Source organism: Streptomyces sp. NPDC048424, assembly GCF_040651555.1.
Lineage (GTDB): Bacteria > Actinomycetota > Actinomycetes > Streptomycetales > Streptomycetaceae > Streptomyces.
On the sequence record NZ_JBEZKE010000049.1, the window covers coordinates 20,830 to 34,187 of the forward strand.

Genomic DNA, 13,358 nt, shown 5'->3' on the forward strand with positions numbered 1-13,358 from the left:
GGCGGCCGCAGCTCCCTGAACGGCAGCCCCGGCATCAGGCGGCTGCCGGCACCAAGGCCACCAACGCTCCCACCCATTCCCGGGACTGAGTCCGGCAAGTCACCAACCACGGAACGGGGTCTGATCAGGGCTGATGTGTGGTGAGTCCACGTGACGGTTCCCCGTCCGCCTGTGCCTGGTTTTGGGCGGGGGAGGCTGAGGGGTACGCCCAGGGGGAAGCTGCGGGATACACATAGGGGGTAGCGGATCCTTCCTTCGCCGTTGCCGATGCTCAGCGGCGGTACGCGCCCGTCGCGATCTCGATGAACGATCGGATCAGCTGCCCGGGCCGAGGCCGGGGGCGGTTGGTGTCTCCTTCGTTCCGCACCGCCACCACCCGGCTCGGCGCCATGTCGGTCACCCGCACACCTTCCGTATCCGGGCGCACATGCCCGTACCGGGTTGAACGAGAGGAGACGGCATGAGAAACCCCCGTACGCCGAGGCAGTACGGGGTCTTTGTCGGTGCCCCAGCCCAATCGCCGACCTCGGCGAGGAAGGCATCCGTGGTGTCGGCCAGGGCGTCGGCGTTGCGACTAGACGCGTCCGCAGTCGGTGATCCTTGTAGCGGAACCTGAGATTTGATCATGGTGTGTGGGTGAGCATGGCGGCATGACGGGGTGGCTGAGGGCGTGTTGGTGGGGATTGGCGGTCGTCGGGGTCGTCGCGGCGGTCACCTTGGTGGTCTGGGTGTCGGTGGGTCACCCTGAGGGAGCCGATCAGGGCTGGGGTATTGCTGGCGCGGTCGCCGGAATTGCCGCGTTGGGCGTCGCGCTGTGGCAGCTCAAGCTCACCGCACAGACCGCCGGGAGCACAGCGCCCGCGCCGCAGGTGAGCGCGGAGACCGGGTCGATCGCGGCTGGCGGCACCGCCCGCAACGCGCGAGCCCGTGACACCACGCCCGGTACAGGATCGGTCGGAGCGGGGGGCAGGCCCGGTATCTCCGCGAGCAGCGGCTCTATCGCGGCCGGCGAGGACGTCGACGGGGCAGACGCCCACCACGGCCCGTGAAGCACCGCTGGTGGCGCCGTAACTCCGACTCGGTCGCCCCTGAGCGTGCGGGAGCGTCGGCTGCTCAAGGGGCGATCGCGGCTGGTCGCGACGTCAACAATTCGGTGGCGGTGTACGCCGAGCGGGCGCTGCCGGCCGAGGCCTATGCGCCGATTCCCGCAGACGCCGCGCCGCACGGGGTGTCGAACATCCCGGCGGCGGCGGGGTTCGTCGGCCGCGGCGCGGCGTTGGACGCGTTGGACTCGGCATTCGCCGGCGGGGCGGGCGAGGTCGTGCTGCACGCGGTGCACGGGCTGGGCGGGATTGGCAAATCCGCACTGGCCGCGCACTGGGCCGCACACCGTGCGACCGCTCGCGTGCGATGGCGGATCACCGCGGACAGCCCGGAAGCGGTCGAAGCCGGACTGGCGTCCCTGGCTCGCGCCCTTCAGCCAGGGCTGGGAGAGCTGCCCGCCGAGCTTCAGGCCGAGCGCGCTGTGCAGTGGCTCGCGGCGCGCGGTGACTGGCTGGTCGTGCTGGACAACGTCGAGCGGATCGATGACGTGGGCGCGCTTGTCGACCGCGTCGCAAGCCGGGGCAGGATCCTGGTAACCACCCGGCGCGCGACCGGCTGGTATCGGCACGGCGCCACCATCCGTCTGGACGTCTTCGAACCGGCCGAATCCGTCGCCCTGTTCACCCGCATCCTGACCCACGACGGGCCGCGCGACACCGACGGCGCTGACGCGCTGTGCGCGGAACTGGGGCACTTGGCCCTCGCCGTCGAGCAGGCCGCCGCATACTGCGCCGAGACCGGCACCAGCCCCCGCGCCTACCTCGACCTGCGGCCGGCCACAAGGTTCGGAGCCGCCGCCGAAGGCAGCGACTCCGAACGCACCATCGCGAGAATCTGGCACCTGACCCTCGACCGCCTGGCCGACACACCCCTGGCCGGGGACCTCCTGCGGACCCTGGCCTGGTACGCGCCTGACGGCATTCCACGGGACCTGCTGGACGAGGCCGCCGAACCGGCCGAGCTCTCGGCCGCGATCGGCAGACTCGTCGCCTACAGCATGGTTACCGACAACCACGACGGCACCCTGACCGTGCACCGCCTCGTCCAGGCCCTCGCCCGCACCCCTGACCCCGGCGACCCCCATCGCGGCCCCGAAGCCATCGACCACGCCCGCAGCCAGGCCGCCGCCCACCTCGCGAAAGCCTTCCCCGCCGACGTCTACCAGCCCACAGGCTGGCCCCGGTGCCGGGCGCTCCTCCCCCACATCGACGCCCTCACCCGCCACCACTCCCCCGACCACGACACCGCCGACACCGCCCAAGCCCTCGACCGCGCCGCCCTCTACCAAAAGGGACAAGGCGCGCTTGCCCCCGCCATTCAGGCCTTCCAACGCGCCCTTGCTACTTACGAGCGGGTGCTGGGCACCGAGCACCCGCTCACGCTGGGCTCCCGCAACAACCTCGCAGGCGCGTACGAGACTGTGGGGGATCTGGGCCGGGCCCTACCGCTGTATCAGCGGACCCTGGAAGATTGCGAGCGGGTGCACGGCACCGATCACCCCGACACGCTGGGCTCCCGCAACAACCTCGCGGGCGCGTACGCGACTGTGGGGGATCTGGGCCGGGCCCTACCGCTGTATCAGCGGACCCTGGAGGATTGCGAGCGGGTGCAGGGCACCGACCACCCCAACACCCTGACCTCCCGCAACAACCTCGCGCACGCGTACGCGACTGTGGGGAATCTGGGCCGGGCGGTGCCGCTGTATCAGCGGACCCTGGAAGACCGGGAACGGGTCCTGGGCACCGACCACCCCGACACCCTGACCTCCCGCAACAACCTCGCGGGCGCGTACGAGGCTATGGGGGATCTGGGCCGAGCCCTACCGCTGTTTGAGCGGACCGTGGAAGACCGGGAACGGGTCCTGGGCACCGACCACCCCGACACCCTGACCTCCCGCGACAACCTGGCGGGCGCATATGAGGCTGTGGGGGATCTGGGCCGGGCGGTGCCGCTGTATGAGCGGACCCTGGAAGACCGGGAACGGGTGCTGGGCACCGACCACCCCGACACCCTGGCCTCCCGCAATAACCTCGCGTACTCATACCTGAGGGCTGGGGATCTGGGCCGGGCCCTACCGCTGTATGAGTGCACCCTGGAAGACCGGGAACGGGTGCAGGGCACCGACCACCCCAACACCCTGACCTCCCGCAACAACCTCGCGTACTCATACCTGAGGGCTGGGGATCTGGGCCGGGCCCTACCGCTGTTTGAGCGGACCCTGGAAGACCGGGAACGGGTCCTGGGCACCGACCACCCCGACACCCTGGCCTCCCGCAACAACCTCGCAGGCGCGTACGAGGCTGTGGGGGATCTGGGCCGTGCCCTAAGGCTGTTTGAGCGGACCCTGGAAGACTGCGAGCGGGTGCTGGGACCGGGGCATCCGATGACCGCGGGAGTGCGGGCGAACCTGGAACACGCGCGGGCCACGTGAAGTTTCGGGGACGGATGTTGGCCTGCGCCGAGCTGGAGGCACTCGATATAGAGGAGCCCCCTGCATCGATGCGCAGGGGGCCGGATGGTTCGGGTGGGCGGTGGTGTCACCACCCGTGGATGAAGGCGGCGGCCTCAGCGGCGTTGTAGGCGACTCCGACGGGCAGCCACTCTCCGGACTCCTTGTCGAGCTCGAAGAGGACGCGGGGGGCGTCGGGGGCGAGGTGTGCCGCTCGACCGCGGGCCGCCGGGTCCAGGGGTTCGGCGCGGCGACGGCCGGTGATCTGTCTGTCGGACTCTCGCTGGCGGTCGCGGCGTTCGGCCCACGCGGCGAGCGGTTCCCTGTCGGCGTCCACGTCGCCTCTCCTATCGCCAGCGGGCCCCGGGCAGCAAGTTTTCGGGGGTGTCCAGCCATGGTGTGTCACCGTCGGGGCCCACCGTAACGCCGAAGCGGCCCAGGACGGGCTGCCTTGGGCCTCCCACCACCCGCAGGCGGCCTCTACGGCGTCCCACAGGCGCCGCGAGCCGTGCTGGTGGACGATGCCCGGCCCGTACTCCTCCAGCCTTCGGCAACCGGGGCGAGCTGGAGTTCGTCGCCAGCCATCGCGCAGATGGCCTGGACCCGAGGATTGCTACGTCACGTGATCGGTCCTGGTAGCCGGGCCCGATGGGGCTGTAAGCAGACAGGGAGCGGCCGTCGCGGGCGAGGGAGCTCTCTTCAGTCGCTTCCAAATAGCTGCAGTTCAGAGCTCTTCCGCCACGAATTCAGCGACTGAAGCGACTGAAGGCCACACACACGTTCTGGTTTGTGGGTCCCAGCGGGGCGCCTAGGCACCTGCTGCTTGCGCCGGCCTCTCCGACTCGGTTTCCCGGCCCTTGCTCCCAGCCGTCAGCGTGGTTCGGGTCGACGGCTTCGGCTGGGGCTCCGGAGGCGTAGAGGCCGTCGGGGACGGTGTCGCGGTCGTGCGGCAGGAGCCAGAAGACGTGGCGGCGGAAGGTCCCGCTGGAGCGGGAGGGTTTTGCCTGAGGCCCCAGCTGGGCGTAGCCGACGAGGCGGCCGTCGCGGTGGTAGGCGGGTTTGCCTCTGCGGGTGGGGAGCCGGTCAAGGGACTGGCGAACGTAGTCGAGTTCGGTGACGTCTTCGAGCCAGATCAGGTCGATTTCGTGGTGGATCTCGTCGTCGGAGATGAGGGAGCTGCCGACAGCAACCGGCTGGGGAACGATGAGCCGCTCTGGGGAAAATTCGAGATCCGCATCAAGGCCAGCCACGGGCTGGCCAGGTCGGCGTCGGACGTGTTGAGCCGATCGAAGTGCCGGGGAATCCGCTCGAACAGCGGCGGCTGCCGCCAGGCGGAGTCAGGACGCCAAGCCGGGCGCCGGAGGCGGCTTGCGCGGGGGGCGGCGGCGCGCGGGGGGCCACGCCGTCCTCCCTTCCGTCGGGCTGGAGGCGTTGGTCTTCTGCGGTAGTGCATCCCGACGAAGAACAGCTGTTGGTGCCGGACGGCGGCGAGTCGCACCCGCACGTCTGCCCCTTCCGCCCCCTGGCCGTCAGCCGTCTTCGCGTCGAGGCGGGCCTGGCACCAGTACAAGCGGCAGTAGTCCCACTTCAACGGCTGGACGCGACGGCAGCCGACGCATTCCGCCGCGTCGTGCCCGCGGCCGAACATGTAGCACGTGTGGCAGAGCCGTCCGCGGAAGTCGCCCCAGGCCAGGCAGCCAGGGCAGGAGCTGATCGGCTTGACGTAGACCTTCGGGAAGCGTGCCACCTGCTTACTCCGGCGGCAGCGACCGGCCGTCCCGGCGCTTGGGGATCACCTTCGGTGCGGCGGTCCCCAAGCCGACAGCGGCCCGGACCGTTTCCTCCTGACCGGGGCGACGTACCTTCTCCGGCTCGGGAACGAGGAGGTCGCCGATCTCACAGCCGAGGACAACGCAGATGACGTCCAGGTCCTCCAGCTTGAGGGAGACCGGCTGGCCGGACCACAGCCCCGACGTCTTCCCCGCCGAGATGACCAGGCCGTGCTCTGCCAGGCTCCGCTGGAGCTCGGAGGCTTTCCAGATCCCCTTGTTCGCGGCGGTCAGCCGCAGGTTCCACTTCATCGCAGAAGCCCTTCCAGCCGCTTCGCGGCCCGCTGCTGCGGGGCGCCGGGGCGGGTGTGGTCGTCATCGAACTGGCCCCGGACGTCCTCGATGAACCACCGCAGCGTCCGGTCGGCGCCGTTGATCAGCGGGACCATCCGTTCGCGCCGGCCCGAGCCGCGGGCTCCCTTGCCGTGGCGGACGTGGAGCTTGCCGAAGCGCCCCAGGCCCCACTTGATGTCCGCCAGATCGAGCTTGCACGCTTCGCTGACTCCCAGCCCGACCTGGGACATGAGCTTGGAGGCGGAGTGGTTCCGGGCGGTCGGGGCGAACTTCCGGCAGGTCGCCAGCTCGCCGCCCCATCCGGCGAACAACGTCTTGACCTCCGGCTCGGACGGCGGCATCCGTAAGGCCGCGTCCTTCGCGCCGCGCGGCCGGTTCATCTCGTCGATCGGGCACTCGATCACCCGACCGGTCATACGGTGGATCTCGGCTTTGTGCCGTAGCTCCAGGAACAGCAAGTACGTGTTCAGCGCCTGAGAGCGCCCCAGCCGGGTGCCACTTGGCGAAGCCCGCAGCACCTTCCCGAAGTAGGCGTCGGCGTCGGGCGGCTCCAGCTCCTCCGCCGTGGCCGGCGGCCGGACATCGCGTAGGTCTCGTACGGCAGCCAGCGCCAACCCGAGCCTCCTCACCTTCATCCCGATCGTGAACTGATCGGGCACAGTGAGAAAGCTTCAGGAATCCCGAAGTTACGTCAGTCCGTGAGCCGCTTTCAGAGAGAGGATGAACCTCCTGGCCACGGGGTTGCGGGCTCCGGAAAGCTCAGAGCAACCCACGGGATGTCGCACACACCCCATGACACTGCTACCGAACCCACCTGTACCGGGGGTTCAGAAACAGGCACTGGGACTGCCCTCACGGCCGGTCGAGTCTGCCCTCGGGTACCTGGCGTCCGCGGGGTCGCCCGGTGTATCCAGGACAAGGACGTACGCGAGACGTACGCAGGACACAGGCATCACGTACGGCTCCGATTCTCCGACGAAGGAAGCGCCAGTGCAGGACCACGCGAAGGTCAGGTCGAACGCCACCGAGGACGCCCGGTCGACGGTCCGCAGGCCGGTCACCGCACCACGCGCACAGGCCTCCGGGCTCCTCGGGCTGCAGGCGACGGTGGGGAACGCGGTGGTCGTCCAGCGTCTGAAGCAGCAGCCGCACCGGCACGGTGCGGGGTGCGGCCACGAGGCGGAGGAGGCGCCGGTCCAGCGCTCGGCCGTCCACGACGTGGTGCGGGCCGGCGGCAGGCCGCTGGACGGCGGCACGCGCGCGGACATGGAGAGCCGGCTGGGCGCCGACTTCTCCGACGTCCGCATCCACGACGACCGCGCGGCGAAGGCGTCGGCGGCCGAGGTGGGCGCTCGGGCGTACACCAGTGGGAACCACGTGGTGATCGGGGAGGGCGGCGCCGACAAGCTCACGCTCGCCCACGAACTCACCCACGTGATCCAGCAGCGCCAGGGCCCCGTGGCGGGTACGGACAACGGAGCGGGCCTGCGGGTCTCCGACCCCTCCGACCGCTTCGAGCGGGAGGCGGAGAGCAACGCGCGCCGCGCCATGAGCGGGGCGGCGCCGAGGACCGAGCAGCACGCACAGGAGGCGGGCCGGGCCGACCAGGGGGCGGCCCAGGAGTCGGTCCAGCGCTGGGCGGTACAGGCCGGCCCGAACCAGCAGCACATGACGGTCTCGGCGAACGGCATCTTCGCCGTCCCGAGCGACGACGCCACGTCGATCTGGATCCGCGTCAGCGGGCCCGCGGGGTCCTACTCCCCGGCCCTGCGCCCGACGAGCACGGCGCAGCAGGCCCTCTTCGGCGGCACGGAGCTGTACCAGGAGCACGAGCTGGCGCGGAACATCCTGGACGACTGCCTCCACACGGCGGAGGAGATCATGCACAACGCCGTCGGAGAGCTGGCCGACGGCGCGAACAGCAACGTCCGTACGAGCGCCGGGCTCAAGGCCTTCGGCATGTCGGACGAGCAGAACCGCGACCGCGCAGGCGACTTCCAGGGGGCGACGGACCGCGACGCCAGCCCGGTGGTGGGACAGTCCTACCTGATGCTCGCCATGAACCCCGGGGAGCAGATCATGTCGCAGTACCACGCCGCAGCGGTGGTGGGCATGGACGGCCAGGACACGGTGACGATGGAGGCCTTCGCCGGAAGCGGCCAGACGTCCGCGAACCCGATGACGTACACGATCGGCACGGTGGCCTCCTTCCACGACTACTGGACGGGCGCGTACTACACCCCGAACTACCCGGGGGTCACCATGAAGACAGTGGTCCTCGTCAAGCGCGGCAAGGGCCGCCGGGTGACGGCGGGCTCAGAACAGCCGGCCAACCCGAACGTCGCCTAGGTCAGGAGACCGCCCGAACCCGCCCGTGAAGCCCGCGCAACCACGCCCGCCGAGCCTCGGGCAACCGCGCCAGGCCGTGAAGGAAGGCGCGCGGGTCGGGCCGGAAGAGGGACAAGGACTCAGCAGGCTCAGACGAACTCACGGGATGTCGCACAGCAGAGCCGTGATGCCCGGCCGACCGTCGACCGCGTTTCGTCACCTGGGCAAGCCCATTCCGTCGGTGGCACCTTCTCCCACGTGGGCACGAGACGGCTACGACACCTCACCGCGAGCGGGAATCGGATCGCCACGACCGGAGTTGGTCAGGGAAGTCAGCCGTTTCAGGAGGGGTCATGCGAGCGATTCAGGTTTCCGAAGTGGGCGGTCCCGAGGTGCTGCGACTGGTCGACATCGACCAACCGATGCCGGGTCCGGGCCAGGCGGTCGTGGAGGTCGCCGCGTCCGGCGTCAACTTCCTCGACGTGTACCACCGCCAGGGCCGGTACACCCTCCCGCTGCCCTTCACCCCGGGCACTGAGGGTGCGGGCACGGTCCTCGAGGTTGGACCCGGCGTCACCCACGTCGCTGTGGGAGACCGGGTCGGCTGGGTGGAGATTCCCGGAACCTATGCCGAGCAGGCCGTCGTGGACTCCTCCCGGCTCGTGCCCCTGCCCGACGGCGTCGACTTCGAGGCCGCCGCCGCCGTGCTGCTGCAGGGCATGACGGCGCACTACCTCGTCAAGGACGCCTACCCGGTCCAGCCAGGCGACACGGTGCTCGTGCACGCTGCTGCCGGCGGCATGGGGCTTGTGCTGACCCAGCTCATCACCCATCTCGGCGGCAGAGTGATCGGCACAACCTCGACACCGGAGAAGGCCCAGCTGGCGCGGCGCGCCGGGGCCGCCGAGGTGATCCTCTACTCTGCAGTGGACGATCTCGCGGCCGAGGTGAAGCGGCTCCATGGCGGCCAGGGCCTGCCTGTCGTCTTCGACGGCGTCGGCAGGGACACCTTCGATGCGAGCCTCGCCAGCCTGCGAACCCGCGGCCACCTGGTGCTCTTCGGCGCCGCGAGTGGTGCGGTGCCGCCCTTCGACCCCATCCGGCTCGCCCAGGGCGGTTCGCTGACCCTGATCCGGCCAAGCCTCGGGCACTTCATCGCCGATCGGTCCGAGCTGCTCCGGCGCGCCGCCGACGTGCTTGAATTGGTGCGCACCAAGGCGCTTGAGACCACCGTGACGGCCCGCTACCCGCTCGCCGAGGTCGCCCAAGCTCACCGCGATCTGGAGGCTCGGCGTACCACCGGCAAGCTACTCGTCATCCCCTAGGGCAACCGACGGAATTGACTGACCTGCAGGAACGTGGCTTCCGCCAGGCGTCGGTCCCGCGCAGCCGTGTCCGCGCTCCCGGGTGATGACCGCTAACGGGAGCCAGCTGCGGTGCGAGCGCAGGCAGAGCCGAGATGCCCGGCCGACCGTCGACCGCGTTTCGTCACCTGGGCAAGCCCATTCCGTCGGTGGCACAACAAGGCCCGCACAGCGAACGAGGGCGTGCCCGCACTCCAGATCGCCTCCCTCATCGGCTGGTTCGGTGAGCTTGTCCGAGATCAACCCGGACACGACCCGCAGCCTCCCACCGCCCGACCCGCCCGGACAGTCCGCTGTCAAGCACAGTGGACCCGGGCGGCCGAATCAAACCGGCCCGGCCTGTCGGCAAACGATGGCGAGCTCAAGCGGTCAGCGCATCACCGCTGTTCAGAAGGCCAGCGTAGACCTCTGCCGGAGTCCGGTAGCCATGGATCTTGCGTGGACGGTGGTTGAGCTCGTGGGCGATGGCGTCCAGGTCGGCCTGGCTGAACCTGCGAAGGTCCGCGCCCTTGGGCAGGTACTGCCGAAGCAGTCGGTTGGTGTTCTCGTTGGTACCGCGCTGCCACGGGCTCCGTGGCTTGCAGAGGTAGATCGGCATCCCGGTCTCGACGGTCAGTCACAGTTCCAGGTGGCTCCTGAGCGTGTACTTGGCCTGCCCGGCTGAGCGTGACGGTTGGCCCGGGCCGTTCGCGGCTGGGCTGAGCTGGGGCTTTGGCGGAACTCAAACCGCCGTTCCCAATCGCGTGGAGATCATTCCCCGACTGCGTGCATAGCGCAGTCATGTAGGCCTCCGGCCCCCCGAAGCAGTGCCGCTCCGCCGACCTGATCGGCTGCAGCGTCATGGGTTTCTCGCTACTTCACAGCGCGTCCGATGAGTTTGTGGCTCCCGGCCGGTCCAAGCTCGTGACACCCCAGGAAAGGACACCGCCATGTCGGAGCTTCTCGTCGACTTCATCACCTCCCTCGACGGCCACGCATCGGGAGAGGGCTGGCCCGGGTTCTGGGGCCTCGAGGGCCCGGAGTACCTCGCATGGCTCGGCGAGCAGCCTGAGGCCACCTACCTGATGGGAGCGAACACCTATCGCCTGATGTCGGGCTTCGCCGCAGGCGAGGTCCCCGAAGGCCAAGACGAGTTCAGGCCCGAAGAAGAGGCGTCCGTCGACGAGCTCACGCAGGCGTCCAAGGTGGTGTTCTCCTCCTCACTCGAGGAGCCACTGACGTGGGCCAACTCCACGCTCGTCCGCGACGACGCCGTCGAGGCGGTCCGCGCCATGAAGTCGAGCGGCTCGGGGCTCCTCAGCACGATCGGCAGCCTCAGCCTGTGCCGGTCCCTGCTACGAGCCGGACTCGTCGACCGCTTCCGGGTCGTGATGTTCCCGGTGATCACCGGATCCACGGGCGAAGAACGCATCTACGACGGCTATCCGGACGTTGCCCTCGAGATGATCGAGCACCGCACCTTCGACGGCCGCATCCAGCTCGTCGAGTACAAGCCCCGCGTGCTCGAGCACCCGCCGCTCGGCGTACCTGCGTGACTCGGCCCGTCCGCCGGTCGGGACGGCCGCCGGGCCGGCGCCGGCGGGCGCGGAGCAAGACCTGGTAGGGGGTGAACGGCCAACGTCAGGACGCCCGGTCCACCTGGTCCCGAGCCGTCACGGGCCAGCCCACGTACGCCCTCCCAGGCCGCAGTCTCCGCAAAGATCCACCTTCCGGATACGGATGCGCTGCTGGACGCTTCCCCGGGCAGAGCCTCGCGAGCTGAGCGCTCTACATGGTCGATGGGGCCAACTGAAGCGCTCAGACACAAGTAGGGATGCGATCACCGCGAAGAGGCCGTCAGCTGGAATGACGAGGGGCCGACTGGAGGAGGTGGCGACCATGGCTCGTCCCGTATGGGCCGGAAACCCGTCGTTTGGCCTGGTCAGCCTGCCGGTAGGCCTCTACACGGCCACCGACAGCCACACGATCCACTTCCATCAGCTGCAGCGCGGCACCGCCGACCGGATCCGCAACCGCCGGGTGAACGAGCGCACCGGCGACGAGGTGGACCTGTCGGACATCGTGAAGGGCTACGACACCGGCGAGGAGTACGTCCTGGTCGAGCCGAAGGAGCTGGACGAGATCGCACCGGGCCGCTCCCGGTCGCTGGACGTCGCCGGGTTCGTCGACCTCACGGAGGTCGACCCGATCTTCTTCGCCAAGACCTACTACCTCGGGCCGCGGGGCGCCGAGTACGGCAAGGTCTACAGCCTCCTCGAGCAGGCGCTCGCGAACGCCGGCAAGGCGGGCATCGCGGCGTTCGTCATGCGCCAGCACAAGGACCTGGTCGCCCTCAAGGCCGAGAACGGCATCCTCACCCTCCTCAGCCTCCACTGGGCGGATGAGATCCGGGACCCGAAGAAGGAGATCGACAACCTCCCCGGCAAGGCCAAGGCCTCCGACAAGGAGCTGAAGATGGCCGAACAGCTCATCGACGCCATGAGCATGAAGTGGGACCCCGACGAGTTCCACGACACCTTCCAGGAGAAGGTCACCGCGATGATCGACGCCAAGCAGGCCGGCGAGACCGTCGAGAAGGCCGAGCCGGCTGCCGAGCCGACAGGCGTAGTCGACCTGATGGAGGCCCTGCGCGCCAGCGTCGAGCGTGCCGGCAGCCCGAAGACGGCGGGCGGGAAGGCCACCGCCTCCGGGAAGACCGCGCCCGGGAAGAAGCCGGCGGCGAAGAAGCGGGTCCGCTCCGCCCCGAAGGAGGACCTGAGCGGCTTGTCGAAGGCGGACCTCTACAAGAAGGCGGCCGCCGCCAACGTCCCTGGCCGCTCGAACATGACCCGCGACGACCTGGTGAAGGCGCTGTCCCGAACATGACCCGGGAAGGCCACGACGAGCACGGCCTGTCCACCTTCGCGACCGCCCGCGCACGCCTCGCAGCAGACCGCGCCGACACCCTCGCGCGGGCAGCCGCCCTCAACCGCGACTACGACGCCATCGTCGCAGCGAACGCCCTGGTCGCGGTCGACGACGAGCACGACCCCGACGGCGGCAGCACCGCCTTCGAGCGCGCCCACGTGGCCGCCCTGATGGCACGGACACGCGACCACCTGGAAGAACTGGACCAAGCGCTGGTACGACTCGAACAAGGACAGTACGGGCAGTGCGAAAACTGTGGCGAGACGATCCCGCCCGAACGCCTGGAGATCCGTCCAGCCGCTACCACCTGCGTCCGCTGCGCCCGGTCCGATCCGCACCGGCCATCGCACCCTGCCTGACACCGGCAGGTATCCACACCGACCGGTCCCGCCTGCCGACCAGCGGTCGCAACCTCCGGTGGTCCGCAGCCAGGGGGCGCTTCTGAGGATGAGACCGGCGGTGGCAAGGCAGTACGTAGGGATCCGCAGTCTCGTTTGCACAGCCCCAAGACCGCCGTTTACGCCGCTGCACCTGACCGGGTGCAGCGCCGTTCTCATGCAGGTGGAGCGCTTACGGGGCTGACGGTTCGGCCTCATCCAACATCGGCTGTTCGGACCTGTGCGATGCCTGGTCCCGATACTGGCGCCGGAAAAGTCCCGTGGCTGTGCCACGGCTCCCCACCGACGGTTGGTACACCCGTCCGGGCGGCGGAGCCCATACGGGTGCAGACCAGTGCGGGAGCGGGGGCATCGCCAGGCCGGGGAGACCGGTTGGAGGAGGTGGGACACGGGTTCGGGCCCTGCGCGCCGGCAAGATCCGGAGGATAGGCGCCTGGATGGCGGCTCGTCAGGAGCGGCCAAACCAGCGGCGCTTGGCCCGGGGCTGGGGCGTGGCGCCATTCGCCGGGGCCACCGACGGGTCGTCGTACTCGCGGGAGATCACCTGGACCTGGCCCGACTCGGCGTCGTGGCGCACCGTGTCCAGGCCCTGGCGGTTCAGTTGGGCGATGGTGTCGGCGTGGGTGGTGGTGTTCAGGGCGAGCATCGCGACCTTTGGGGGCCTCCGACCGAGGTTCACCTCCTC

Annotated in this window: 13 protein-coding genes and 1 pseudogene; 7 read left to right on the forward strand and 7 right to left on the reverse strand. The window is 69.6% G+C overall.

The window, feature by feature from the left end:
- Positions 1-271: 271 nt before the first annotated feature.
- On the reverse strand, positions 272-400 hold the full coding sequence (locus AB0D29_RS36545; protein ID WP_362860178.1) for a hypothetical protein: 129 nt from the start codon (positions 398-400) through the stop codon (positions 272-274).
- 250 nt (positions 401-650) lie between these two features.
- Between AB0D29_RS36545 and AB0D29_RS36550 the strand changes: the two genes are divergently transcribed.
- Together AB0D29_RS36550 and fxsT are read left to right on the forward strand one after the other, a co-directional pair.
- Positions 651-1,049 (forward strand): hypothetical protein, encoded by a 399-nt coding sequence (locus AB0D29_RS36550; protein WP_362860167.1) that lies wholly within the window; start codon positions 651-653, stop codon positions 1,047-1,049.
- Between the two features lie 110 nt (positions 1,050-1,159).
- Positions 1,160-3,535, forward strand: coding sequence for an FxSxx-COOH system tetratricopeptide repeat protein (gene fxsT, locus AB0D29_RS36555; protein WP_362860168.1), 2,376 nt, complete (start codon positions 1,160-1,162; stop codon positions 3,533-3,535).
- A gap of 106 nt (positions 3,536-3,641) precedes the next feature.
- On the opposite strand, the gene AB0D29_RS36560 is transcribed toward fxsT, so the two are convergent.
- The 4 genes from AB0D29_RS36560 to AB0D29_RS36575 all read right to left on the reverse strand — a co-directional run bounded on the left by AB0D29_RS36560 (position 3,642) and on the right by AB0D29_RS36575 (position 6,290).
- A complete protein-coding gene (locus tag AB0D29_RS36560; RefSeq protein ID WP_362860169.1) occupies positions 3,642-3,890 on the reverse strand; it encodes a DUF6087 family protein in 249 nt (82 codons plus the stop codon).
- 409 nt (positions 3,891-4,299) lie between these two features.
- Positions 4,300-4,758 carry a DUF6009 family protein gene (locus tag AB0D29_RS36565; protein ID WP_362860177.1) on the reverse strand — a complete coding sequence of 153 codons (459 nt, stop codon included), beginning with the start codon at positions 4,756-4,758 and terminating at the stop codon, positions 4,300-4,302.
- A gap of 546 nt (positions 4,759-5,304) precedes the next feature.
- Positions 5,305-5,634, reverse strand: a complete 330-nt coding sequence (locus AB0D29_RS36570; RefSeq protein ID WP_362860170.1) for a helix-turn-helix transcriptional regulator — start codon at positions 5,632-5,634, stop codon at positions 5,305-5,307.
- Positions 5,631-6,290: a hypothetical protein gene (locus AB0D29_RS36575; protein ID WP_362860171.1), complete on the reverse strand. Its 660-nt coding sequence runs from the start codon at positions 6,288-6,290 to the stop codon at positions 5,631-5,633. Before AB0D29_RS36575 ends, AB0D29_RS36570 begins: the two co-directional genes overlap by 4 nt.
- 376 nt (positions 6,291-6,666) lie before the next feature.
- Between AB0D29_RS36575 and AB0D29_RS36580 the strand changes: the two genes are divergently transcribed.
- Positions 6,667-8,025, forward strand: coding sequence for a DUF4157 domain-containing protein (locus AB0D29_RS36580; RefSeq protein ID WP_362860172.1), 1,359 nt, complete (start codon positions 6,667-6,669; stop codon positions 8,023-8,025).
- A 332-nt stretch (positions 8,026-8,357) separates the two neighbouring features.
- Positions 8,358-9,329: a quinone oxidoreductase gene (locus AB0D29_RS36585; RefSeq protein ID WP_189735549.1), complete on the forward strand. Its 972-nt coding sequence runs from the start codon at positions 8,358-8,360 to the stop codon at positions 9,327-9,329.
- A 400-nt stretch (positions 9,330-9,729) separates the two neighbouring features.
- On the opposite strand, the pseudogene AB0D29_RS36590 reads toward AB0D29_RS36585, so the two are convergent.
- Positions 9,730-9,981 (reverse strand): annotated as a pseudogene (locus AB0D29_RS36590) (IS30 family transposase); the annotation flags it as partial.
- A gap of 316 nt (positions 9,982-10,297) precedes the next feature.
- Here AB0D29_RS36590 and AB0D29_RS36595 point away from each other — a divergent pair.
- From AB0D29_RS36595 to AB0D29_RS36605, 3 genes are all read left to right on the forward strand, one after another.
- Complete coding sequence (locus AB0D29_RS36595) at positions 10,298-10,903, forward strand: dihydrofolate reductase family protein (RefSeq protein ID WP_362860173.1); 606 nt, start codon at positions 10,298-10,300, stop codon at positions 10,901-10,903.
- 343 nt (positions 10,904-11,246) lie between these two features.
- Complete coding sequence (locus AB0D29_RS36600) at positions 11,247-12,233, forward strand: Ku protein (protein WP_362860174.1); 987 nt, start codon at positions 11,247-11,249, stop codon at positions 12,231-12,233.
- Complete coding sequence (locus AB0D29_RS36605; protein ID WP_362860175.1) at positions 12,230-12,634, forward strand: TraR/DksA C4-type zinc finger protein; 405 nt, start codon at positions 12,230-12,232, stop codon at positions 12,632-12,634. Before AB0D29_RS36600 ends, AB0D29_RS36605 begins: the two co-directional genes overlap by 4 nt.
- 487 nt (positions 12,635-13,121) lie before the next feature.
- On the opposite strand, the gene AB0D29_RS36610 is transcribed toward AB0D29_RS36605, so the two are convergent.
- On the reverse strand, positions 13,122-13,358 hold a 237-nt coding region (locus tag AB0D29_RS36610; RefSeq protein ID WP_362860176.1), incomplete at its 5' end, for a hypothetical protein.

Bases quoted from the DNA above. Each gene is read 5' to 3' on its own strand.
- AB0D29_RS36550 (WP_362860167.1), top strand. From the start codon at position 651: ATGACGGGGTGGCTGAGGGCGTGTTGGTGGGGATTGGCGGTCGTCGGG.
- AB0D29_RS36570 (WP_362860170.1), bottom strand. From the start codon at position 5,634: ATGAAGTGGAACCTGCGGCTGACCGCCGCGAACAAGGGGATCTGGAAA.
- AB0D29_RS36585 (WP_189735549.1), top strand. From the start codon at position 8,358: ATGCGAGCGATTCAGGTTTCCGAAGTGGGCGGTCCCGAGGTGCTGCGA.
- AB0D29_RS36595 (WP_362860173.1), top strand. From the start codon at position 10,298: ATGTCGGAGCTTCTCGTCGACTTCATCACCTCCCTCGACGGCCACGCA.
- AB0D29_RS36600 (WP_362860174.1), top strand. From the start codon at position 11,247: ATGGCTCGTCCCGTATGGGCCGGAAACCCGTCGTTTGGCCTGGTCAGC.
- AB0D29_RS36605 (WP_362860175.1), top strand. From the start codon at position 12,230: ATGACCCGGGAAGGCCACGACGAGCACGGCCTGTCCACCTTCGCGACC.